The organism is Pseudomonas sp. CFBP 8770, assembly GCF_014841705.1.
In the GTDB taxonomy this organism is placed as follows: Bacteria; Pseudomonadota; Gammaproteobacteria; order Pseudomonadales; family Pseudomonadaceae; genus Aquipseudomonas.
Genome location: NZ_JACYUL010000003.1, coordinates 208,425 through 228,601, shown reverse-complemented (window position 1 = coordinate 228,601; position 20,177 = coordinate 208,425). Strand labels below are relative to the sequence as shown.

18 protein-coding genes are annotated in these 20,177 nt (G+C 65.3%); 11 read left to right on the top strand and 7 right to left on the bottom strand.

Annotated elements, in window-relative coordinates; all coding sequences use genetic code 11:
* Positions 1 to 24 precede the first annotated feature (24 nt).
* The 4 genes from gpmI to IFT98_RS08345 all read left to right on the top strand — a co-directional run bounded on the left by gpmI (position 25) and on the right by IFT98_RS08345 (position 5,001).
* Positions 25 to 1,560: a 2,3-bisphosphoglycerate-independent phosphoglycerate mutase gene (gpmI, locus tag IFT98_RS08360; RefSeq protein ID WP_122480490.1), complete on the top strand. Its 1,536-nt coding sequence runs from the start codon at positions 25 to 27 to the stop codon at positions 1,558 to 1,560.
* Positions 1,561 to 1,563: 3 nt separating this feature from the next.
* Positions 1,564 to 2,856 carry a murein hydrolase activator EnvC family protein gene (locus IFT98_RS08355; protein WP_122714524.1) on the top strand — a complete coding sequence of 431 codons (1,293 nt, stop codon included), beginning with the start codon at positions 1,564 to 1,566 and terminating at the stop codon, positions 2,854 to 2,856.
* A 62-nt stretch (positions 2,857 to 2,918) separates the two neighbouring features.
* The gene (locus tag IFT98_RS08350; protein ID WP_192048033.1) at positions 2,919 to 4,244 is read left to right on the top strand and encodes a S41 family peptidase; all 1,326 of its coding nucleotides are present in this window, start codon (positions 2,919 to 2,921) and stop codon (positions 4,242 to 4,244) included.
* A gap of 1 nt (position 4,245) precedes the next feature.
* Positions 4,246 to 5,001 carry a divergent polysaccharide deacetylase family protein gene (locus tag IFT98_RS08345; RefSeq protein ID WP_192048032.1) on the top strand — a complete coding sequence of 252 codons (756 nt, stop codon included), beginning with the start codon at positions 4,246 to 4,248 and terminating at the stop codon, positions 4,999 to 5,001.
* Between the two features lie 34 nt (positions 5,002 to 5,035).
* On the opposite strand, the gene IFT98_RS08340 is transcribed toward IFT98_RS08345, so the two are convergent.
* The 7 genes from IFT98_RS08340 to IFT98_RS08310 form a co-directional block, all read right to left on the bottom strand.
* Complete coding sequence (locus tag IFT98_RS08340; RefSeq protein ID WP_192048031.1) at positions 5,036 to 5,794, bottom strand: substrate-binding periplasmic protein; 759 nt, start codon at positions 5,792 to 5,794, stop codon at positions 5,036 to 5,038.
* Between the two features lie 86 nt (positions 5,795 to 5,880).
* Positions 5,881 to 6,336, bottom strand: coding sequence for a chemotaxis protein CheW (locus tag IFT98_RS08335; RefSeq protein ID WP_192048030.1), 456 nt, complete (start codon positions 6,334 to 6,336; stop codon positions 5,881 to 5,883).
* On the bottom strand, positions 6,329 to 10,393 hold the full coding sequence (locus IFT98_RS08330; protein ID WP_192048029.1) for a hybrid sensor histidine kinase/response regulator: 4,065 nt from the start codon (positions 10,391 to 10,393) through the stop codon (positions 6,329 to 6,331). Before IFT98_RS08330 ends, IFT98_RS08335 begins: the two co-directional genes overlap by 8 nt.
* Positions 10,394 to 10,395: 2 nt before the next feature.
* Positions 10,396 to 12,453 carry a methyl-accepting chemotaxis protein gene (locus tag IFT98_RS08325; protein ID WP_122480497.1) on the bottom strand — a complete coding sequence of 686 codons (2,058 nt, stop codon included), beginning with the start codon at positions 12,451 to 12,453 and terminating at the stop codon, positions 10,396 to 10,398.
* A gap of 58 nt (positions 12,454 to 12,511) precedes the next feature.
* Positions 12,512 to 13,051, bottom strand: a complete 540-nt coding sequence (locus tag IFT98_RS08320; RefSeq protein WP_122480498.1) for a chemotaxis protein CheW — start codon at positions 13,049 to 13,051, stop codon at positions 12,512 to 12,514.
* A 9-nt stretch (positions 13,052 to 13,060) separates the two neighbouring features.
* A complete protein-coding gene (pilH, locus tag IFT98_RS08315) occupies positions 13,061 to 13,426 on the bottom strand; it encodes a twitching motility response regulator PilH (protein WP_122480669.1) in 366 nt (121 codons plus the stop codon).
* 54 nt (positions 13,427 to 13,480) lie between these two features.
* The gene (locus IFT98_RS08310; RefSeq protein WP_122714517.1) at positions 13,481 to 13,870 is read right to left on the bottom strand and encodes a response regulator; all 390 of its coding nucleotides are present in this window, start codon (positions 13,868 to 13,870) and stop codon (positions 13,481 to 13,483) included.
* Between the two features lie 192 nt (positions 13,871 to 14,062).
* Between IFT98_RS08310 and gshB the strand changes: the two genes are divergently transcribed.
* From gshB to IFT98_RS08275, 7 genes are all read left to right on the top strand, one after another.
* Positions 14,063 to 15,016 (top strand): glutathione synthase, encoded by a 954-nt coding sequence (gene gshB / locus IFT98_RS08305; RefSeq protein ID WP_122795940.1) that lies wholly within the window; start codon positions 14,063 to 14,065, stop codon positions 15,014 to 15,016.
* An 89-nt stretch (positions 15,017 to 15,105) separates the two neighbouring features.
* Positions 15,106 to 16,011: an energy transducer TonB gene (locus IFT98_RS08300; RefSeq protein ID WP_122795939.1), complete on the top strand. Its 906-nt coding sequence runs from the start codon at positions 15,106 to 15,108 to the stop codon at positions 16,009 to 16,011.
* A gap of 61 nt (positions 16,012 to 16,072) precedes the next feature.
* Positions 16,073 to 16,642: a YqgE/AlgH family protein gene (locus IFT98_RS08295; protein ID WP_122714514.1), complete on the top strand. Its 570-nt coding sequence runs from the start codon at positions 16,073 to 16,075 to the stop codon at positions 16,640 to 16,642.
* Complete coding sequence (gene ruvX / locus IFT98_RS08290; protein WP_192048028.1) at positions 16,642 to 17,082, top strand: Holliday junction resolvase RuvX; 441 nt, start codon at positions 16,642 to 16,644, stop codon at positions 17,080 to 17,082. Before IFT98_RS08295 ends, ruvX begins: the two co-directional genes overlap by 1 nt.
* Before the next feature lie 197 nt (positions 17,083 to 17,279).
* The gene (gene pyrR / locus IFT98_RS08285) at positions 17,280 to 17,798 is read left to right on the top strand and encodes a bifunctional pyr operon transcriptional regulator/uracil phosphoribosyltransferase PyrR (protein WP_192048027.1); all 519 of its coding nucleotides are present in this window, start codon (positions 17,280 to 17,282) and stop codon (positions 17,796 to 17,798) included.
* An 11-nt stretch (positions 17,799 to 17,809) separates the two neighbouring features.
* The gene (locus IFT98_RS08280; RefSeq protein ID WP_122714512.1) at positions 17,810 to 18,814 is read left to right on the top strand and encodes an aspartate carbamoyltransferase catalytic subunit; all 1,005 of its coding nucleotides are present in this window, start codon (positions 17,810 to 17,812) and stop codon (positions 18,812 to 18,814) included.
* A complete protein-coding gene (locus IFT98_RS08275) occupies positions 18,811 to 20,082 on the top strand; it encodes a dihydroorotase (RefSeq protein WP_192048026.1) in 1,272 nt (423 codons plus the stop codon). The genes IFT98_RS08280 and IFT98_RS08275 overlap by 4 nt, the downstream gene beginning before the upstream one ends.
* The last annotated feature ends 95 nt before the right edge of the window (positions 20,083 to 20,177 follow it).

The window sequence follows — 20,177 nt, the reverse complement described above, 5'->3', positions numbered from 1 at the left end:
CTTCTGACATAGCGAGTGGGATCCATGACAGCCACGCCCAAACCCTTGGTCCTGATCATCCTCGATGGTTTCGGTCACAGTGAAAACCACGAGTACAACGCGGTCTATTCGGCTCGCAAGCCGGTGCTCGATGCCCTCATGGCACGCCAGCCCAATGGCTTGATCTCGGGGTCGGGCATGGATGTCGGGCTGCCCGACGGGCAAATGGGCAATTCGGAAGTCGGCCACATGAACCTGGGGGCCGGGCGTGTGGTGTACCAGGATTTTACTCGCGTGACCAAGGCCATCCGCGACGGCGAGTTCTTCACCAACCCCACTATCTGCGCAGCCGTGGACAAGGCCGTGGCCGCCGGCAAGGCGGTGCACTTCATGGGCCTGCTGTCGGACGGTGGCGTGCACAGCCACCAGGATCACCTGGTGGCCATGGCCGAACTGGCCGCCGGGCGCGGTGCGCAGAAGATCTACCTGCACGCCTTCCTCGACGGCCGCGACACCCCGCCCAAGAGCGCCCAGGCCTCGCTGGAACTGATGGACGCCACGTTCGCCCGCCTTGGCCGTGGGCGCACCGCCAGCCTGATCGGCCGCTACTTCGCCATGGATCGCGACAACCGCTGGGAGCGCGTCAGCGCGGCCTACAACCTGATCGTCGATGCTGCCTCCGAATTCCACGCGGCCACTGCCGTGCAAGGCCTGCAGGCCGCCTACGAGCGCGGCGAGAGCGACGAATTCGTCAAGGCCACCACGGTCGGCGAGCCGGTTCGCGTCGAAGATGGCGATGCCATGATCTTCATGAATTTCCGCGCCGACCGTGCGCGCGAGCTCAGCCGCGTGTTCGTCGAAGACGATTTCCACGATTTCCCGCGCAATCGCCAGCCCAAACTGGCCGGCTACGTGGGCCTGACCCAGTATTCGGCAAAGATCCCCGCACCGGCGGCCTTTGCTGCCACCGGCCTGACCAACGTGCTGGGCGAATACCTGGCCAAGAACGGCAAGACCCAGCTGCGCATCGCCGAAACCGAAAAGTACGCCCACGTGACGTTCTTCTTCTCCGGTGGCCGTGAAGAAGAGTTCCCTGGCGAAGAACGCATCCTGGTGCCCTCGCCCAAGGTGGCGACCTACGACCTGCAGCCCGAGATGAGCGCGCCGGAAGTGACCGACCGCATCGTCGAAGCCATCGAGCAGCAGCGCTATGACGTCATCGTGGTCAACTACGCCAACGGCGACATGGTCGGCCACAGCGGCATCATGGCTGCAGCCATCAAGGCGGTCGAGTGCCTGGACACGTGCGTGGGTCGCATCGCTGCGGCACTCGACAAGGTCGGCGGCGAAGCGTTGATCACCGCCGACCACGGCAACTGCGAGCAGATGGAAGACGTCTGCACCGGCCAGGCGCATACCGCGCACACCACCGAGCCGGTGCCGTTCATCTACGTCGGCCAGCGTGACGTCAAGGTACGCGCCGGCGGCGTGCTGGCCGACGTGGCGCCCACCATGCTCTGGCTCATGGGCCTGCCCAAGCCCGAAGAGATGACCGGCACCTCGATCCTGGTACAAGGCTGACCCATGCTCCGCGCCCTGATGTTCCTGACCCTGACATGCCTGCTCGGCCCGGCCTTCGCCGACGAGCGCGCGCAAACCCAGCAGCAGATCGACGCCACCCGCAAGGACATCGCCGAGCTGCAGAAAACCCTTGGCAAGTTGCAGGCGGAACGATCCGGGGTGCAGAAAGAATTGCGCACCACCGAAACCGAGATGGGCAAGCTGGAAAAGCAGGTGGAGGCCCTGCAGAAAGAACTAAAAAAGACTGAGGGCGAACTGGAGCGTCTGCAAGGCGAGAAAGCCAAACTCCAGGCCGCCCGGGTCGAACAGCAACGTCTCATTGCCATCCAGGCCCGCGCGGCCTATCAGAGCGGGCGCCAGGAATACCTGAAACTGCTGCTCAACCAGCAGAATCCGGAGAAGTTCGCCCGCACCCTGACCTATTACGATTATCTGAGCCAGGCCCGCCTGGAACAGCTGAAGAACTTCAACCAGACCTTGCAGAAGCTGGCGGGCGTGGAAAAGGACATCAATCTGCAGCAGGCGCAATTGCTGGTGCAGCAAGGCAATCTGGACAGCCAGCGCGAAGACCTCGACAAGGTGCGCAAGGAGCGTCAGGTCGCCCTGGCCAAGCTCAACGATCAGTACAAGCAAGGCGACCAGAAGCTGCAGACGCGTCAGCAGGACCAGGAAGACCTGGCCAAGGTGCTCAAGACCATCGAGGAAACCCTGGCACGCCAGGCTCGCGAAGCCGAGGAAGCCCGGCAGAAGGCCTTGCTGGCCGCCCAGGAGGCTGAAAAACGTCGCCAGCGCGAAGCGCAGGCAGCCGCCACCCGAGAAGCGCCGGCACCCGCGCCGCAGGCCCCTCGCGCGCCAAGCGGCCCGTTGGTGTCGAGCAGCGGCGAGAGCTTCGGTGGGGCATTTGCCTCGGCACGGGGAAAACTTCCATGGCCTGTCGATGGTCGACTGTTGGCACGTTTCGGGGAAACCCGCGGCGACGATGTCCGCACCAAATGGGACGGGGTCATGATCAGTGCCTCGGCCGGTAGCCAGGTGCATGCGGTACACGGTGGCCGAGTGGTATTCGCCGACTGGTTGCGCGGCGCCGGGCTTCTGGTCATTCTCGACCATGGCAATGGCTACCTGACCCTGTACGGGCACAACCAGACCCTGCTCAAATCGGCCGGTGACGTGGTCAAGCCCGGTGATGCCATCGCAACCGTAGGTACCAGCGGCGGGCAAAGCACGCCAGCGCTGTATTTTGCAATACGCCAGCAAGGCAAGCCGACCGACCCCTCACAATGGTGTCGAGGCTGACTGGCGCAGTCGTTCAAAAGCAGCCCTCAAAGGCGCGAACCCGTATCAGGAGTCTGTTAGACATGCCGCATCTGTCCCGCCTTACCTCGCTGGCCCTGACGATCGCCGTGGCCTATGCTGCCCCGGCAGTGGTCGCTGCCGATCTGGCACCCCAGCCCGCCCGGTCGGTCGGCACGGTTCCGGCCGCCGCACCGTTGCCGCTGGACGAGCTGCGGACCTTCGCCGAGGTGATGGACCGCATCAAGGCGGCCTATGTCGAGCCTGTGGATGACAAGACCCTGCTGGAGAATGCCATCAAGGGCATGCTCAGCAACCTCGACCCCCACTCCGCCTACCTGGGTCCCGAGGACTTCCAGGAGCTGCAGGAAAGCACCAGTGGCGAGTTCGGCGGCCTGGGCATCGAGGTAGGCAGCGAGAACGGCATGATCAAGGTGGTTTCGCCCATCGACGACACGCCGGCCTCCAAGGCCGGTATCGAAGCCGGCGACCTGATCGTCAAGATCAACAACCAGCCCACCCAGGGCCTGAGCATGACCGAAGCCGTCGACCTGATGCGCGGCAAGCTCGGCGAGAAGATCACCCTGACCCTGGTGCGTGACGGCGGTACGCCGTTCGACGTGACCCTGGCGCGCGCCACCATCCAGGTCAAGAGCGTCAAGGCGCAGTTGCTGGAAAACGGTTATGGCTACCTGCGCATCACCCAGTTCCAGGTGAAAACCGGCGAAGAAGTCGGCAAGGCGTTGGCGAAACTACGCAAGGACAACAACGGCAAGCTCAAGGGCCTGATTCTCGACCTGCGCAACAACCCCGGCGGCGTGCTGCAAAGCGCCGTGGAAGTGGCCGATCACTTCCTGACCAAGGGCTTGATCGTGTACACCAAGGGCCGCATCGCCAACTCGGAACTGCGCTTCTCGGCAGACCCTGCCGATGCCAGCGAACGGGTGCCTCTGGTGGTACTGATCAACGGCGGCAGCGCCTCGGCGGCGGAAATCGTCGCCGGCGCACTGCAAGACCAGAAGCGCGGCATCCTCATGGGCACCGACAGCTTCGGCAAGGGCTCGGTGCAGACCGTGCTGCCGCTCAACAACGATCGCGCGCTGAAGATCACCACGGCCTTGTACTACACGCCCAACGGCCGCTCGATCCAGGCCCAGGGGATCATCCCGGATGTCGAGGTACGTCAGGGCAAGGTCACCCGTGATGCCGATACTGAAAGCTTCAAGGAAGCCGACCTGCAGGGTCACCTGGGCAACGGTAACGGCGGCGCCGATCGACCTTCGGGCAAGCCGGTGATCGGCGCCCGCAAGGCCCGGCCACAGGACGACGACTTCCAGATCAGCCAGGCGCTCAGCCTGCTCAAGGGCCTGAGCGTGACGCGCGGCAACTGACATGCGCCGCATCCTGTTGCTGGCCGTGTTGTTGCTGACTGCCGGCCCGGCCTTCGCCGGGCCGGCGTACCTGAGCCTGATCATCGATGACCTGGGGCAGTCCCCGGCTCGCGACAGTCGCACCCTGGCTCTGCCTGGCCCGGTCACGCTGGCAATCATGCCCGACACCCCACATGCTGCGGACTTCGCCCGTCAGGCGCACAAGGCCGGCAAGACCGTGATGGTGCACATGCCCATGGATCCTGCGACCGGCCCGTTCGCCTGGCGGCCCGACATGCCTGCCAGTGAACTACTCGCCCGCCTGCAGGCCGCGCTGCGCGCCGTGCCGTATGCCGCGGGCCTGAACAACCACGAGGGCAGCCGCATGACCTCACAGCCCGAGGCCATGGCCCTGCTGATGAACGAACTGCAGCAGCACGGCATGTTCTTCGTCGACAGCCGCACCAGCGCCGCCACCGTGGCCGCCGCCAAAGCCCAGGGCATCGGCCTGGCCAGCCTCTCGCGGGACGTTTTCCTGGATGACACGCGTACCGTCGAAGCCATCATCGGCCAATTGGAAAAGGCCATAGCCCTGGCGCACAAGCAGGGCACGGTGGTGATCATCGGCCATCCCTATCCACAGACCCTGGAAGTGCTGGAGCGCGAACTACCGCGCCTGAAGGCCAGAGGGGTGGAGTGGATACCGGTCCGGCAAATGATCGGCGAGCGTGGCAACCGCGCCACGGCTGCCCATGGCAAGGGCGGGATCTACCACTGATTCGCCAATACCGTGTCTCATGGAGTGCCGTGGCTCACAGATAGTCGGCGAATACCCGATCGACGAAGCCGTCGCTGCGCATCTCATCGAGCGCCCGCTGCAAACGCTCGACTACCGCCTGCGGCGTGTCCTTGTTCAGCGCCAGAAACAGCTCGGCACTGTTGAAGCGCAGCACGGTCTTGAGCCCGTTGACCCCTTCCAGGCGTGCCAGGTAGCGACCAGCCGGGTCGCCCGTGGCCCACAGGTCGATCTGACCGTCGAGCAACTTGCGCGCGTTGTCCTGGTCGCGCAGGGCAACGATCGGGCGCATGTCCCGCTCGGCGAGGCTCTGGGCGATGGCATCACCCTTGTATGCGCCGATCCGGTAGGGCCGGGCCTGGTCGAGGGTTTCCAGCGTGATCGGGCTGTCCGCACGGGCCAGCATGATCCAGTCATCCGGACCCAGTGGGCCAACCCATTTGAAGGCCTGTTCGCGCTCGGGCAGGCGCGCGGTGACGAACACCCCATAGCCGGCATTGCTCAGGGCCAGCTTGTAGATGCGGTCCCAGGGAAACCGCAGGGTCATGCTGTAGGGGATGTCCGCCCGACGGAACATTTCACGCACAAGCTCCGCTGCGATGCCGCGTATGTTCTCTTCCTGGGCGAAATTCTTGTCGTTGCTGGCCATGTTGTAGGGTGGAAAGTTCTCGGTCAGCAAGACCATCGAATAGCCTGCCGGGACCTCGGCGCGCACGGGGCTGCCACTGAGCAGCGCAGCGCAGAAGGCAAAGGCGAGAAAGGTGCGGTCGAGCATTACGAGGTCCCTGCAGCAATGGCAACGCCAGAGTGCCGGTCAGGCCGACGGCTGTAAAGCCCTGCAATGATTACGTGACAAGGTGTCTACACCGCGCTGTGCAGCAGGTTTTCCAGGGCTGTGAGGTCGGGCACCCGGGCCACGGTTTCGCCGACCTGCACCGCCGCCATTTCCAGCGGCTTGAGCGGCACGTCAACGTAGCTGAGCTGGCTGTCGACCCGGCACGAGCGAGGCACATGCTGGATCAATACGGCAATGAAGCGCGTGGAGGTTTCGCCCAGTGCATTGAGCACGACGATACGGGCGCGCCCGCCGATCACCGCCTCGCCACCGCTGGCCGCTTCGAAGCTGACCAGCGGCAGGCGCAGGTTGCGCCACTCGATCATTCCCAGATGCCAGCGCGCGGCGCCCAACACCGGTTCACCGGGCAGATAGTCGATCAGCTCGGCCACCGCCACGTTGGGCAGCAACAGGCTTCGATCGGCCAGGGGCAGCACCAGCGCGGTGAGGCTGTCGCGACGGCCGATGGCCCGATCAAGCATGGACCTGGCCCCAGCGTTCGATGCATTCCAGCAACTGGCTCTCCTGATAGGGCTTGCCCAGGTACTCGTTGACGCCGATGGCCATCGCCCGCTCGCGATGCTTTTGCCCGGTACGTGAGGTGATCATGATGATGGGCAGGTCCTTGAGCGTGGGATGCTGACGGATGCGCCGGGCGACCTCGAAACCGTCCATGCGCGGCATCTCGATGTCCAGCAGGAGAATATCGGGGCTGTGTTCCTGCAGCAGGGCCATGGCGTCGACCCCGTCCTTGGCCGTCAGCACCTGCATGCCGTGACGTTCGAGCAAGCGACTGGTGACCTTGCGCACGGTCACCGAGTCGTCGACCACCAGTACTTGCAGGCGCCGCACCTGCGCGCCGTGCTGGTAACCGGTGCGAGCCACGGCCACACCCTGACGGGCCCGCAGTTGGGCGAGCAGATCGAGGATCAGCACCACGCTGCCATCGCCCAGAATGGTCGCGCCGCCCAGGCCCGGCACTGCCGCGAACTGGGCTCCCAGGCTCTTCACCACGATTTCGCGGGAGCCGGCCAAGGCATCGACCTGCACCGCCACCTGCTGATCGAACGCGCGCACCAGCAGCACGGGCAACGGTTGGCTCTGCGCCGTCAGCGAGGGGACGGCGAGACCGTGCAGCAGGGTGCCCAGGTAGCGCAGGTCATACACCCGCCCGGCGTAGCCGTAGCGCGGTGGCGCAGACTGGTAGGCATCGTGCAGCTCGCCGGGCATGACCCGTACGATCCCCTCGATGCTGTTCAGGGGAATCGCGTACTGTTCTTCGCCACACTGCACCATCAAGGCGCGGTTGACCGACACGGTGAACGGCAGGCGAATCTGGAACCGTGCGCCCTGCCCCGGCCGCGAGTCGATACTCATGGCGCCGCCCAACTGCTTGACCTCTTCGTGGACCACGTCCATACCCAGGCCACGGCCGGAGATCTGCGTGACCTTGGTCGCGGTGGAGAAACCGGGCTGCAGGATGAACTGCAACACGTCGTGGTCGCTGAGGTCGCTGTGCGGATCCAGCAAACCACGCTTGATGGCCTTGGCGCGCACCGCTTGCAGGGGCACCCCGGCACCGTCGTCACTCATTTCGATGACGATGTCGCCGCCTTGGTGCAGCAGTGCCAGGCGAATGTGCCCCGCCGCAGGCTTGCCGGCGGCCAGGCGCTGCTCGAGCGGCTCCAGGCCATGATCGACGGCATTGCGCAGCATGTGTTCGAGCGGCGCGATCATGCGTTCCAGCACGCTGCGGTCCATCTCGCCCTGGGCCTGGCTGACTTCGAACTCGACCTCCTTGCCCAGCGCCTCGGCCACCTGGCGCACTACACGCTGCAGGCGCGGCAGCAGGCGCTCGAACGGCACCATGCGAGTGCGCATCAAGCCCTCCTGCAACTGGCTGTCGACGCGGGCCTGTTGCTGCAGCAAGGTCTGCGCTTCCAGGTTACGGCCGGCCAGGGTTTCCTTCAGATCGAGCAGGTCCGAGGCCGACTCGAACAGGGCCCGCGACAGCTGCTGCAGGTGTGAATGACGGTCCATTTCCAGTGGGTCGAAGTCTTCGTAAGCCTGACCATCGACCTGCTGACGGCTGAGGATGCGGCCTTGGGTTTCGGTATCCAGGCGGCGCAGCTGATCGCGCATGCGCTCGATGGTGGTTTCCATTTCCTGCAGCGCCGCCTGGGCGTCATTGACCTGCTGCTCGATGCGTCCGCGAAAGATTGCGGTTTCCCCCGCCAGGTTGCCCAATTCATCGAGCAACTCGGCGCCGACCTTGATCACATCGACGGGACCGCGTTCGGCGGCCACCGCTTCGGCAACTGCGGGCTTGGCCGAAGCAACTGGCCCGGCGGGCCCGGCTGGCTCACTGCCGGCGGCGAATTCGGCGATCGCGGCAATCAGCTTTCCGGCGGCCGGCAACGCTTGCCGCGAGCGGACCACGTCGAGCATCTGGGCCAGGCGGTCGTGACCCTTGTGCAGCAAGCCAAACAGTTGGCTAGAGGCCTGCAACTGGCCCTGGGAGATGCGTTCGTACACCGATTCCAGCTCGTGGGCCAGGTCGCCCAGCGGACCGATCTCCACCATCCGTGCGCCGCCCTTGAGCGTGTGCAGGTCGCGCAGCAGGTTTTCCGCTTCGAGATGGTTGCCCGGTTCGGCCTGCCAGCGCACCAGTGCCGCGCCTGCGCTCTCGACGATGTCCAATCCCTCTTCGATGAATATACCCAGCAATTCACCGTCGGCGTCGTCAACCTGCTCGATTCCCGCCTCCGATGGACCCGGACGCGGCGGGTGCTGGGACGCCCCCTCGTAGCCGGGTTCGCTCAACCAGCGCCGCTGGGTCTGCTCGATGGATTCCTCGGTGAATGACCCTTCATCGTCGGCATCTGCCGCAGCGACGTTGCCAAGCAGGGCAAGATCGATCACCGCGCCGCCTTCGCGTTGCACGACACCCATGGCGTGCGGGGCCAGGGCGCCCTGCAGCAGTGCCCGCAGGGCACGCACGTGAGTGGGCTGGGCCTTGACCTCTTGGCCGGCCGCCAATTGATCGAGCATGCCGATCATGGCCTCCTGGGCCTGTTCGGCCTGCTGGAAAAAATCCGCGCTGACACTCAGGCTGCTTTCTTCGACCGCGCCATACAGATCGAGCAGCGCCTCGCACAGCTCGTCGAGCGCCTGCACGTCCGTCAGTTGCGCCTGTTCGCCCAGCAGGGTCAGTTGGTCGAGCAGCCGCGGCAACTCCACACGGCTGGACGGCGCCTGTTGCCAGCGCTGCAGCAAGCGCTCGGCATCGAGCAGGATATCCATGCCCTCGTCGAGCAACCGCTCGATCAGTTGCGGCGCCTGGACTTGCCGGGCATCGCCCTGCGTCTGCACGCCCTGCAAGCGCTCGGTGGTGTGTTCCTGTACCTGCCGGATCAGCTCGACGGCAGCGGGAATGGGCGTCAGCGGCTGCGCAGGCAATTGCAGCAGCTTCTGCCGCATCAGATAGTGGGCATCGCCCAGCAGGCCCAGCGTTCGGGCCTGGAACGGCAGCCGGTGGGCACGCAGCTCGCGGGCCATGACGTCGAAGGCCGTGGCCAGCTCGGCCAGCGGCGTGACACCGGCCACCAGCGCGCTGCCCTTGAGCGTATGCAGGGCACGCTGCAATTCGTCGGTGACGGCGACGTCGTTGCCCTGCTCGTCCAGGGCGAGAAATCGCTCCAGGGCGCTCAGGTGGCTCAAGGCCTCGCTGTGGAAGATCTCAAGCAATTGGGTGTCCACAGGCTCGGGCTCCGGGCCGGTCGCGGCGTGCGGCTCGGCGGGTGGCACAGCCGTTGCCAAGCCAGCCTCTGCCACCGCCAGCAGTCCCTCGTGGGCAAGCAGCGGTGCTTCGCTGGTGCGCTGCAGGTAGTGCTCGACCGCCGCGAGCGCAGCCGTCACCTGCTCCAAGGGCACCTGTACCGATGCCGTCGAGTCGTCCAGCAGGCGCGCTTGAACGGCGTGATTGCAGGCGTGCAGCACGGCTGCAGCCCTGGGCAACGGCAGCATGACCAAGGCACCGCGCAGCTGGTTGAGCAGCGGCGCCAATGTGCGCAGCCGTTGCCGGTCCCAGCGGCCGTCGGTGGAGTCGGTCAGCACGTCCCTGGCCTCCTGCAGGCCGAAGCGGATTTCGCGCATCACCAGCTGGCGAATCTGCGCCAGGTCGGTGCTGGACGTCTGCTGCTCATCGCGCCCCGGCGTATCGCTGGGTCCCGCCATGCCCGCCAGCGTGGCTTCGACATAGAGCAGTGCCCCGGCGACGTCCATCAAGACTGCATCGTTGGGCTCGCGCGTCCCCTGCACCAGGCCCTGGATCACCGCCAACTGGTCGATGATGACCTTGCGCGGCTGGCCGAAACCGAGCACTGCCAAAGCGTCTGCGATCTGTCGCAACGATGCCGTCAGGCCGTTCAACTCCTGGGTGTACTCGCGACCACCGCGCACGAACAGGTCCAGTTGCTCCTTGACCTTGAGCAACTCCTCGCACAACGCGGGAAGTACGTATTCGTGCCGTTCAGCCATGATCACTCCGCAGTTGCATCGGCACTGGGCGCCGGCAAGGTGAAACCGGACACCGAACGACGCATCTCGCTGGCCATCTGCGCCAGATTGCCGATGCTTTCAGCCGTTGCACTGGAGCCTGAAGAGGTCTGCTCGGTGATCTGTTGGATCACCGACATGGTGTGCGAAATCTGCCCTGCCGAACTGGTCTGCTGCTGGGCGGCGCTGGAAATGACCTGAATCAGCTCGGCCAGATCCTGCGACACGCCCTCGATCTCTTCCAGGGCGATCCCGGCGTCGTGAGCCAGGCGCGCACCGCGCACCACTTCGAACGTGGTCTGTTCCATGGAGATCACTGCCTCGTTGGTGTCGGCCTGGATCGCCCGCACCAGCGTCTCGATCTGTCGGGTAGCCGATGACGAGCGCTCGGCCAGGCGTTGCACTTCGTCGGCGACCACGGCAAAGCCACGCCCGGCCTCGCCAGCCATGGAGGCCTGGATCGCCGCGTTCAGGGCAAGGATGCTGGTCTGGTCGGCAATGTCGTCGATCAGGCTGACGATGTGGCCGATTTCCTGGGACGATTCGCCCAGCCGCTTGAGGCGCTTGGCGGTGTCCTGGATCTGCTCGCGAATGTTGTCCATGCCCTGGATGGTGTTGTTCACCACCTCGCTGCCCTTGTTGGCGATGGTCACCGAACGATCCGCAACCTTGGCCGACTCCCAGGCGTTGGTCGACACCCGGTCGATCGACTGGGCCATGTCGCTGATCGCCACCGATGCGTCACTGATCTGCTGCGCCTGATGCCCCGAGGCCCGCGCCAACTGGTGGGCGGTGGCCTGGGTGTCCTGCACGGCCGTAGCGACCTCTTCGGCGGTGAGGTTGATGGTGGCCACCAGATCGCGCAACTGATCGATGGAATGATTGATCGAATCGGCGATGGCACCGGTGAATTCCTCGGTCACCGAGGCGGTCACGGTCAGGTCGCCATCGGCCAACCCACCGATCTCATCGAGCAGGCGCATGATCGCCGCCTGGTTGCGCTCGCTTTTCTCTGCGGTCTGGCGCAGTTGCCGTTTGGTTTCGCGCACCATCACCAGGGCGATCAGAATGATCGAAGCCAGCGCCGCCAGGCCCAGCACATAGCCGCCGACGGTACCAGCGGAACGCCCGCTGGCCAGGTTCTCGAAGCCGCTGGCCAGGCGCGAGGCTTCTTCCAGAAGGGTCTGCGACTGATTGAAGATATTGCTGGCCGAGGCTCGCACCTGAAACAGTTCGGGCGAGGTTTCCAGGATCTCGTCGACACTGCCCGAGACGAACTGGAACAGCTCGGCGATCTCGCGCAAGCGCGCGCGTGCCTCCGGATCTTGTACCTGGGTCACCCGGATCAGCGCATCGCCGTCGAGCATGCCGCCCAGCACCTGGCCGAAACGGTTGGCGTCGCGGCCGAAGCTCTCCGCAGCCTGGGCCGCGCTTTCGTCGCCGGACAGCACCGTGTTGACGGCGCCCAGAATGCGCTCGGCGAGCAACGACTGGCGCTGGGCCACGGCGACCTGGCTGGCAGGCGCGGCGCCGCGCAGCAGCGTGTCGACGACCTTGTCGTACTCGACCTGCAGTTGCGGCACGGTTTCGGCCAGGGTCGCAGCCACCTGGTGCAGCGACAGCACCGTCTGCTCGCTGGCCAGGATCGCATCGGAATTGTGGCGCAACTCGTCCCAGTCGCGCTGCACCAGGCGCATCTGTTCGCGCATCGCCGCGGGGGCCGCAGGCAGCCCGGTGGCGCTGTCGCCCTCCTTGAGAAAACCCCAGCGGCGCTCGAAATCGTTGCGCGCATCGGCCAGCAACTTGAACGCTGCAGCCTTGCCCGCCGCCGCCTCGGTGGCGTTCTTGGCGATGCGCTGCGACAGCACGCGCAATTCGCCGGCATGGCCGATGTACTGCTTGTCGTAGGTGGACTGGGTGTTGAGGTAGGTGAAATTGGCGAACAGCAGAACGATGAAGATCACCAACGCCACGAACAGGCCGATGATCTGCGCGCCGGCTCGGGAGCCCAACAGAGAGTTGCCTGGCCAGCGCTTGGTCATGATGTGGGCCCGTGTAGGGCGAGTCTGCTGGGGGAAGTACGGATACGCATAGGCATGCTCAGAGTGCTACATCCAGGAAAGCGGGGGCCTGTACCAGCCGGGCCGGGCTGAACACGCACCAGGGGTGTTCACGCAGGAAGTGGCCCTGCAGGAACGGCGCGGCGGCAGCCAGCGCCGTTTCGGGCAATGATGCCTGGTGGTTGGCCGAGCTGAAATGCTGCAGACCGGCGACCTCGTCCACCAGCAGGCCGACGAAGATGTCCGCTCGGTCCACCACCAGCACCCGGTGCTGTTTGCGCTGCGGCGACAGGCCATGGCCGAAGAATCCGCCCAGGTCGATGACCGGCAACAGCCGCCCGCGCAGGTTCGACACGCCCACGACCCAGGGCCTGACCCCCGGCAGCCGCGTGCTGCGTGGCTCGGGCAGCACTTCGGCGACCTCGCCCATGGGCGCGACGTACCAGTGCCCGGCCAGACGAAAACCGATGCCGCTCCAGGTCTGCAGGCGCAGTTCCTGCGAGGGCAGCTCGGCGGCCAGCAGGCGACAACGCTGGTCGATATCGAGCAGCAGGTCGAAGGCGGTGCGTGACTCCAGCATCGGCGTGGGTCAACCGGCCAGGACGGTGTTCAACGTCTGGATCAAGGTGTCCTCGTCCACCGGCTTGGTCAGGTAGCCCTTGGCCCCCTGGCGAGTGCCCCAGACCTTGTCGGTTTCCTGATCCTTGGTGGTGATCATGATCACCGGAATGTGCGCGGTCTCTTCGTCCTTGTGCAACTGGCGGGTCGCCTGGAAGCCGTTCAAGCCGGGCATGACGATGTCCATGAGGACGGCGTCGGGCTTCTCCTGGCGGGCCAGGGCCACACCATCGGCACCGTTCTGGGCCTTGAGCACTTCATGACCGTGCCGTTCCAGCATGCCGGTGAGTTTGTAGGTTTCCGTCTGCGAATCATCGACGATCAGGATTCGAGCCATGCTGTTCCCCATGCGGTAAAGGCCCTGGCACGCGCCAGGGCTGGACAACGTTCGCTACGCGGCGAAACCCGGCACATGGGTGCGGATCGCGGCGAGCAGTTCTTGCTTGCTGAAGGGCTTGGTCAAAAATTGATCCGAGCCGACACTGCGGCCGCGAGCCTTGTCGAACAGGCCATCGCGCGACGACAACATCACCACCGGAATGGCGCTGAAGGCGCTGTTGCTCTTGAGCAGCGCGCAGGTCTGGTAGCCATCCAGGCGCGGCATCATGACATCAATGAAGATGATATCGGGACGTTCGTCGACGATCTTGGCCAGGGCATCGAAGCCATCGAGTGCGGTGATCACTTGGCAGCCTGCCTGTTCGAGCAACAGTTCGGCGCTGCGACGAATCGTCTTGGAGTCGTCGATCACCATGATCTTGAAGGCTTCGGACGTTTTCATGGAGGCTCTGATGTGCGCTTGCCCCGACGGGCGCCTTCGCGGGCAATAAAGAAGTCCGAGCCTTTTTAGCACACTCTCCAACAGCGTTCCATCGGCCGCTGCCCCTTGACCTGCGGGCCATGCGGCGCCACCCTGACGCCACTTTCCAAGACCCATTCGCAAGCGGCACGTCCCGCGTACAGGAGCTACCCCATGAGCGTTCGCCTCGGCATTGTCATGGACCCGATCGCCAACATCTCCTACAAGAAGGACAGCTCGCTGGCCATGCTGCTGGCGGCCCAGGCACGCGGTTGGTCGCTGTTCCACATGGAAATCCAGGACCTGTATCAAGGCCAGGGCCAGGCCCGCGCGCGGATGCGTCCGCTCAAGGTCTTCGCCGACCCGCAGCACTGGTTCGAGTTCGAGTCGGAATTCGACGCGCCGCTGGCCGATCTCGACGTCATCCTGATGCGCAAGGACCCACCCTTCGACCTCGAATTCGTCTACAGCACCTACCTGCTCGAACAGGCCGAGGCCGCGGGCGTACTGGTGGTGAACAAGCCGCAGAGCCTGCGCGACTGCAACGAGAAGATGTTCGCCACGCTGTTCCCGCAACTGACCCCGCCCACGTTGGTCAGCCGCCGGGCCGACATCCTGCGCGAGTTCGCCGCCGAACATGGCGACGTCATTCTCAAGCCGCTGGACGGCATGGGCGGCACCTCGATCTTCCGCCATCGGGTGGGCGATCCGAACCTGTCGGTCATCCTCGAGACGCTGACGGCCATGGGTACCCAGCAGATCATGGCGCAGCGCTACCTGCCGGCGATCAAGGACGGCGACAAACGCATCCTGATGATCGATGGCGAGCCGGTGCCCTACTGCCTGGCGCGTATTCCCGCCAGCGGCGAGACCCGCGGCAACCTCGCCGCCGGGGGGCGTGGCGAAGCGCGCCCACTGAGCGACAAGGACCGCTGGATCGCCGAACAGGTCGGCCCGTCGCTGCGCGCCAGGGGCCTGTTGTTCGTCGGCCTGGACGTGATCGGCGAGCACCTGACCGAGATCAACGTCACCAGCCCGACCTGCATCCGCGAAATCGACGCGGCGTTCGGCACCGACATCGGTGGCCAATTGATGGACGCCATCGATCGCAAGCTCAAGGCACGCTGACCTTACGCCCCTGCTCCGGGTTATGATGCACGCCCTTTCAGTTGCCGGGCGCGCATCGCCGCCCGGGTTGCACGCCTGCCGGATCTTTCATGACGCTGCCCGCCGACCTCCCTGCTGAACTGACCCGCATCGGCGCCCGCCCTGCGGATCGGCTGGGTTTCACCCTGTTCCTCGCGGCGCTGCTGCACGTTGCCCTGATCGTCGGAGTGGGCTTCGGCACGCAGCCGCCCACCCAGATCAGCAAGACCCTGGAAGTGACCCTGGCGCCGCTCAAGAGCCAGACCGCGCCCAAGGATGCGGATTTTCTTGCCCAGGACAACCAGCAAGGCAGCGGCACCCTGGACAAGAAGGCCGTGCCCAAGACCACCGAAGTTGCGCCCTTCCAGGACGACAAGATCAACAAGGTGACGCCACCGCCCGCGCCCAAGCCGGTCACCCAGCCCGAGCCTGCGCCGGTCAAGAAGGCCATCGCCACCACGGCGCCCAAACCCGTGAAGACCGAGGCGCGTCCGCCGCCGGTCAAGCCCGAGCCCAAGCCCAAGGCCGCCACCCCCGAATTCGACAGCTCGCAGCTGTCCAGCGAGATCGCCAGCCTGGAAGCCGAGCTGTCCCATGAACAGCAGGCCTACGCCAAACGCCCGCGCATCCACCGTTTGAGCGCGGCCTCGACCATGCGCGACAAAGGTGCCTGGTACAAGGATGACTGGCGCAAGAAAGTCGAACGCATCGGCAACCTCAATTACCCCGACGAGGCACGCCGTCAGCAGATCTACGGCAGCCTGCGGCTGATGGTGTCGATCAACAGCGACGGCTCCCTGTATGAGGTATTGGTGCTGGAATCGTCCGGGCAGCCGCTGCTCGATCAGGCAGCCCAGCGCATCGTGCGCCTGGCCGCGCCGTTCGCGCCCTTCACCGGCGATCTGGCCGACGTCGACCGTCTGGAGATCATCCGTACCTGGCGCTTCGCCAAGGGCGATCGCCTGCAGAGCAATTGAGGCACATGAAACTGCGCCCGCAAGCTTGTCAGGCCGGCAAGCCGACGCCACACTATAAGTCATGAAAAACCTCGAAACGAGCTATCTCAGGAACCAGTTCCTGATCGCCATGCCGCACATGGCGGACCCCAATTTTGCCCATACCTTGACCTACATCGTCGAGCACACACCCAATGGCGCGATGGGCCTGGTGGTCAACCGTCTGCAAGACCTGAACCTGGCGGACATACTCGAGCAGTTGCGGCCGGACAGCGAATCCTCGGCTGCCTGCCAGCAGGTGCCCATCTACAACGGCGGGCCGGTGCAGACCGACCGCGGCTTCGTCCTGCACCCCAGCGGCCCGGTGTTCCAGGCCACGGTCGAGCTGGGCGAGATCTCGCTGTCCACCTCCCAGGACATCCTGTTCGCCATCGCCGATGGCACAGGTCCCGAGCAAAGCCTGATCACCCTGGGCTACGCCGGCTGGGAGGCTGGTCAGCTGGAGGCCGAACTGGCCGACAATGCCTGGCTGACCTGCCCTTTCGATGCCGACATCCTGTTCAATACCGACAGCGACCAGCGCCTCGGCGCGGCGGCGGCACGTCTGGGCATCAACCTCAGCCTGCTGACCAGCCAGGCGGGCCACGCCTGATGAGCGTACCCAGACTGCTGCTCGGCGTGGATTACGGCACCAAGCAGATCGGCTTCGCGGTCGGCCAGGTGATCACCGGCCAGGCCCGCGAACTGTGTACCCTCAAGGCCCAGAACGGCGTGCCCGACTGGACCCGCGTCGAAGCGCTGATCAAGGAGTGGCAGCCGGACGCCATTGTCGTCGGCCTGCCGCTGAACATGGACGGCAGCCCCAGCGAAATGAGCGAGCGAGCGGAAAAGTTCGCCCGCCGCCTGCACGGCCGCTTCAACATCCCGGTGCATACCCACGACGAACGCCTGACCACCTTCGAAGCCAAGGGCGAGCGCATGGCCCGTGGCGGTCAGCGCGGCAGCTACCGCGACAACCCGGTCGATGCCATCGCCGCCAAGCTGCTGCTGCAAGGCTGGCTGGAGGCGAATGCGCTGGGTGACAACGCCTGAAGATGGCAGCGAACAGCATCGCCGCCCTATACCGTGGGAGCGGTCATCGGCCGCGAAGGACGCGGTGGGGTGTGCCTGATACACCGCGGTGTTCTTTTCGCGGCCACTGACCGCTCCCACAAAGTATCTTCAGCTGCACCGCAACTCGCGTCACGCCGCACCCCTCTCTTCGGACGAACTCAACCACAGGAGCACACATGAGCCTTCCCAACCCGGCCGAGCTGATCGGCGCGATGGCAGTCGACCTCAAGGCCCATCTGGCCAGGCGCTCCATTGCCGAGCCGCGCTACATCGGCATTCACAGCGGCGGTGTCTGGGTCGCTCAAGCGTTGCTGCAGGCCATGGACAGCAAGGCTGCGCTGGGCACCCTGGACGTGTCCTTCTACCGCGACGACTTCAGCCAGAACGGCCTGCACCCGCAAGTGCGCCCCTCGGCCCTGCCCTTCGAGATCGAGGGCCAGCATCTGGTGCTGATCGACGACGTGCTGATGAGTGGCCGCACCGTCCGCGCTGCCCTCAACGAACTGTTCGACTATGGCCGCCCTGCCAGCGTGACCCTGGTGTGCCTGCTCGACCTGGACGCCGGCGAGCTGCCGATTCGCCCCGACATCGTCGGTGCCACCCTGTCGCTGGCTGCCCATGAACGGGTAAAATTGCTCGGCCCGTCCCCGCTCGCCCTCGAGCGCCAGGACCTCGCTTCCGCCTCCAGCCTTTAAGAGCCCCCGCCATGACGCCTATCGACGCCAAGCGCCCGCTGCAGCTCAATGACCAGGGCCAGCTACGCCATTTTCTTTCCCTCGACGGCTTGTCCCGCGAACTGCTGACCGAAGTGCTCGATACCGCCGACTCGTTCCTTGAAGTCGGCGCCCGCGCGGTCAAGAAAGTCCCGCTGCTGCGTGGCAAGACCGTGTGCAACGTGTTCTTCGAGAACTCCACGCGCACTCGCACCACCTTCGAACTGGCCGCCCAGCGCCTGTCGGCCGACGTGATCACCCTGAACGTGTCGACGTCCTCGACCAGCAAGGGTGAAACCCTGTTCGACACCCTGCGCAACCTCGAAGCCATGGCCGCCGACATGTTCGTCGTACGCCACGCCGACTCCGGGGCCGCGCACTTCATCGCCGAGCACGTCAGCCCGGAAGTGGCCATCATCAACGGCGGCGACGGTCGCCACGCCCACCCGACCCAAGGCATGCTCGACATGCTCACGATCCGTCGGCACAAAGGCGGCTTCGAGAACCTGTCGGTAGCGATCGTCGGCGACATCCTGCACTCGCGCGTAGCCCGCTCGAACATGATCGCGCTCAAGACCCTGGGCTGCCCGGACATCCGCGTGATCGGCCCGAAGACGCTGTTGCCTATCGGCGTCGAGCAGTATGGCGTCAAGGTGTTCACCGACCTGGAGCAAGGCCTCAAAGATGTCGATGTGGTGATCATGCTGCGCCTGCAGCGTGAACGCATGAGCGGCGGCCTGCTGCCCAGCGAAGGCGAGTTCTATCGCCTCTACGGTTTGACCACCGCGCGCCTGGCTGGCGCCAAGCCCGATGCCATCGTCATGCACCCAGGGCCGATCAACCGCGGCGTCGAGATCGAATCGGCCGTCGCCGACGGACCCCATTCGGTGATTCTCAACCAGGTCACCTACGGCATCGCGGTCCGCATGGCGGTGTTGTCGATGGCCATGAGCGGGCAGACGGCCCAACGCCAATTCGAGCAGGAGAACGTCCAGTGAGCCTCAGTATTATCGGTGCACGGGTGATCGACCCCGCCAGTGGCCTGGACCGGATCAGCGATCTGCACATCGGCCAAGGGCGAATCGTGGCCATCGGCGATGCGCCCGCCGACTTCACCGCCAGCCAACACCTGGACGCCAGCGGCCTGGTAGCCGCGCCCGGCCTGGTCGACCTCAGCGTGTCGCTGCGCGAGCCCGGCTACAGCCGCAAGGGCACCATCGCCAGCGAAACCCGTGCCGCTGCTGCGGGTGGCGTTACCAGCCTGTGCTGCCCGCCGCTGACCAAGCCGATCCTCGATACCTCGGCAGTGGCCGAGCTGATCCTGGATCGCGCCCGCGAAGCCGGCCATGCCAAGGTGTTTCCGATTGGCGCGTTGAGCAAGGGCCTGGAAGGCGAGCAACTGGCCGAGCTGATCGCCCTGCGCGATGCTGGCTGCATTGCCTTCGGCAACGGCCTGAACAGTTTCGGCAACAACCGGACGCTGTGTCGCGCGCTGGAATATGCCGCCACGTTCGACCTGACCGTGATCTTTCATTCCCAGGACCGTGACCTGTCCACCGGCGGGCTCGCCCACGATGGGCCCACCGCCGCTTTCCTGGGCCTGGCGGGTATTCCAGCCACTGCGGAAACCGTCGCCCTGGCGCGCGACCTGCTGCTGGTCGAGCAGAGCGGCGTGCGTGCGCATTTCAGCCAGTTGACCACGGCCCGCGGCGTCGAGCTGATCGAACAGGCGCAAGGCCGCGGCCTGCCGGTCACGGCGGACGTGGCGTTGTACCAGTTGATTCTGACCGATGAAGCGCTGACCGGGTTTTCCAGCCTGTATCACGTGCAACCGCCGCTGCGCTCGGCGGCGGATCGGGAAGGCTTGCGTGCAGCGGTGAAGAAGGGCGTGGTGCAGGCCATTGCCAGCCATCACCAGCCCCACGACCGTGATGCCAAACTGGCGCCGTTCGGTGCGACCGAGCCGGGTATCAGCAGTGTCGAGCTGCTATTGCCGTTGGCTCTGACCCTGGTGCAGGACGGCTTGCTCGACCTGCCGACCTTGCTCGCGCGCCTGAGTCAGGGCCCGGCCGAGGCCATGCGCTTGCCGGCAGGCCGCCTGCAGGTGGGCGCAGCGGCGGATCTGGTGCTGTTCGATGAAGGCGTCTCGACGGTGGCCGGCGAGCGCTGGTTGTCAAAGGGCGCCAACTGCCCGTTCCTCGGTCACACATTGCCGGGCGCCGTGCGTTACACCTTGGTGGATGGGCATATCAGCTTCACTGGCTGATACGCCACCGCTCCTACAGACGACACCACCCCCGTAGGAGCGGTCAGCGGCCGCGAAAGCCTCACTGCGGCCTGCCTGACACAGCGCAGGAGGCT

Bases quoted from the DNA above. Each gene is read 5' to 3' on its own strand.
- IFT98_RS08320 (WP_122480498.1), bottom strand. From the start codon at position 13,051: ATGCTGGAGTCACGCACCGCCTTCGACCTGCTGCTCGATATCGACCAG.
- IFT98_RS08350 (WP_192048033.1), top strand. From the start codon at position 2,919: ATGCCGCATCTGTCCCGCCTTACCTCGCTGGCCCTGACGATCGCCGTG.
- IFT98_RS08330 (WP_192048029.1), bottom strand. From the start codon at position 10,393: ATGGCTGAACGGCACGAATACGTACTTCCCGCGTTGTGCGAGGAGTTG.
- ruvX (WP_192048028.1), top strand. From the start codon at position 16,642: ATGAGCGTACCCAGACTGCTGCTCGGCGTGGATTACGGCACCAAGCAG.
- gshB (WP_122795940.1), top strand. From the start codon at position 14,063: ATGAGCGTTCGCCTCGGCATTGTCATGGACCCGATCGCCAACATCTCC.
- IFT98_RS08355 (WP_122714524.1), top strand. From the start codon at position 1,564: ATGCTCCGCGCCCTGATGTTCCTGACCCTGACATGCCTGCTCGGCCCG.
- pyrR (WP_192048027.1), top strand. From the start codon at position 17,280: ATGAGCCTTCCCAACCCGGCCGAGCTGATCGGCGCGATGGCAGTCGAC.
- IFT98_RS08325 (WP_122480497.1), bottom strand. From the start codon at position 12,453: ATGACCAAGCGCTGGCCAGGCAACTCTCTGTTGGGCTCCCGAGCCGGC.
- IFT98_RS08280 (WP_122714512.1), top strand. From the start codon at position 17,810: ATGACGCCTATCGACGCCAAGCGCCCGCTGCAGCTCAATGACCAGGGC.
- IFT98_RS08335 (WP_192048030.1), bottom strand. From the start codon at position 6,336: ATGCTTGATCGGGCCATCGGCCGTCGCGACAGCCTCACCGCGCTGGTG.
- IFT98_RS08345 (WP_192048032.1), top strand. From the start codon at position 4,246: ATGCGCCGCATCCTGTTGCTGGCCGTGTTGTTGCTGACTGCCGGCCCG.
- pilH (WP_122480669.1), bottom strand. From the start codon at position 13,426: ATGGCTCGAATCCTGATCGTCGATGATTCGCAGACGGAAACCTACAAA.
- IFT98_RS08340 (WP_192048031.1), bottom strand. From the start codon at position 5,794: ATGCTCGACCGCACCTTTCTCGCCTTTGCCTTCTGCGCTGCGCTGCTC.
- gpmI (WP_122480490.1), top strand. From the start codon at position 25: ATGACAGCCACGCCCAAACCCTTGGTCCTGATCATCCTCGATGGTTTC.
- IFT98_RS08300 (WP_122795939.1), top strand. From the start codon at position 15,106: ATGACGCTGCCCGCCGACCTCCCTGCTGAACTGACCCGCATCGGCGCC.
- IFT98_RS08295 (WP_122714514.1), top strand. From the start codon at position 16,073: ATGAAAAACCTCGAAACGAGCTATCTCAGGAACCAGTTCCTGATCGCC.
- IFT98_RS08310 (WP_122714517.1), bottom strand. From the start codon at position 13,870: ATGAAAACGTCCGAAGCCTTCAAGATCATGGTGATCGACGACTCCAAG.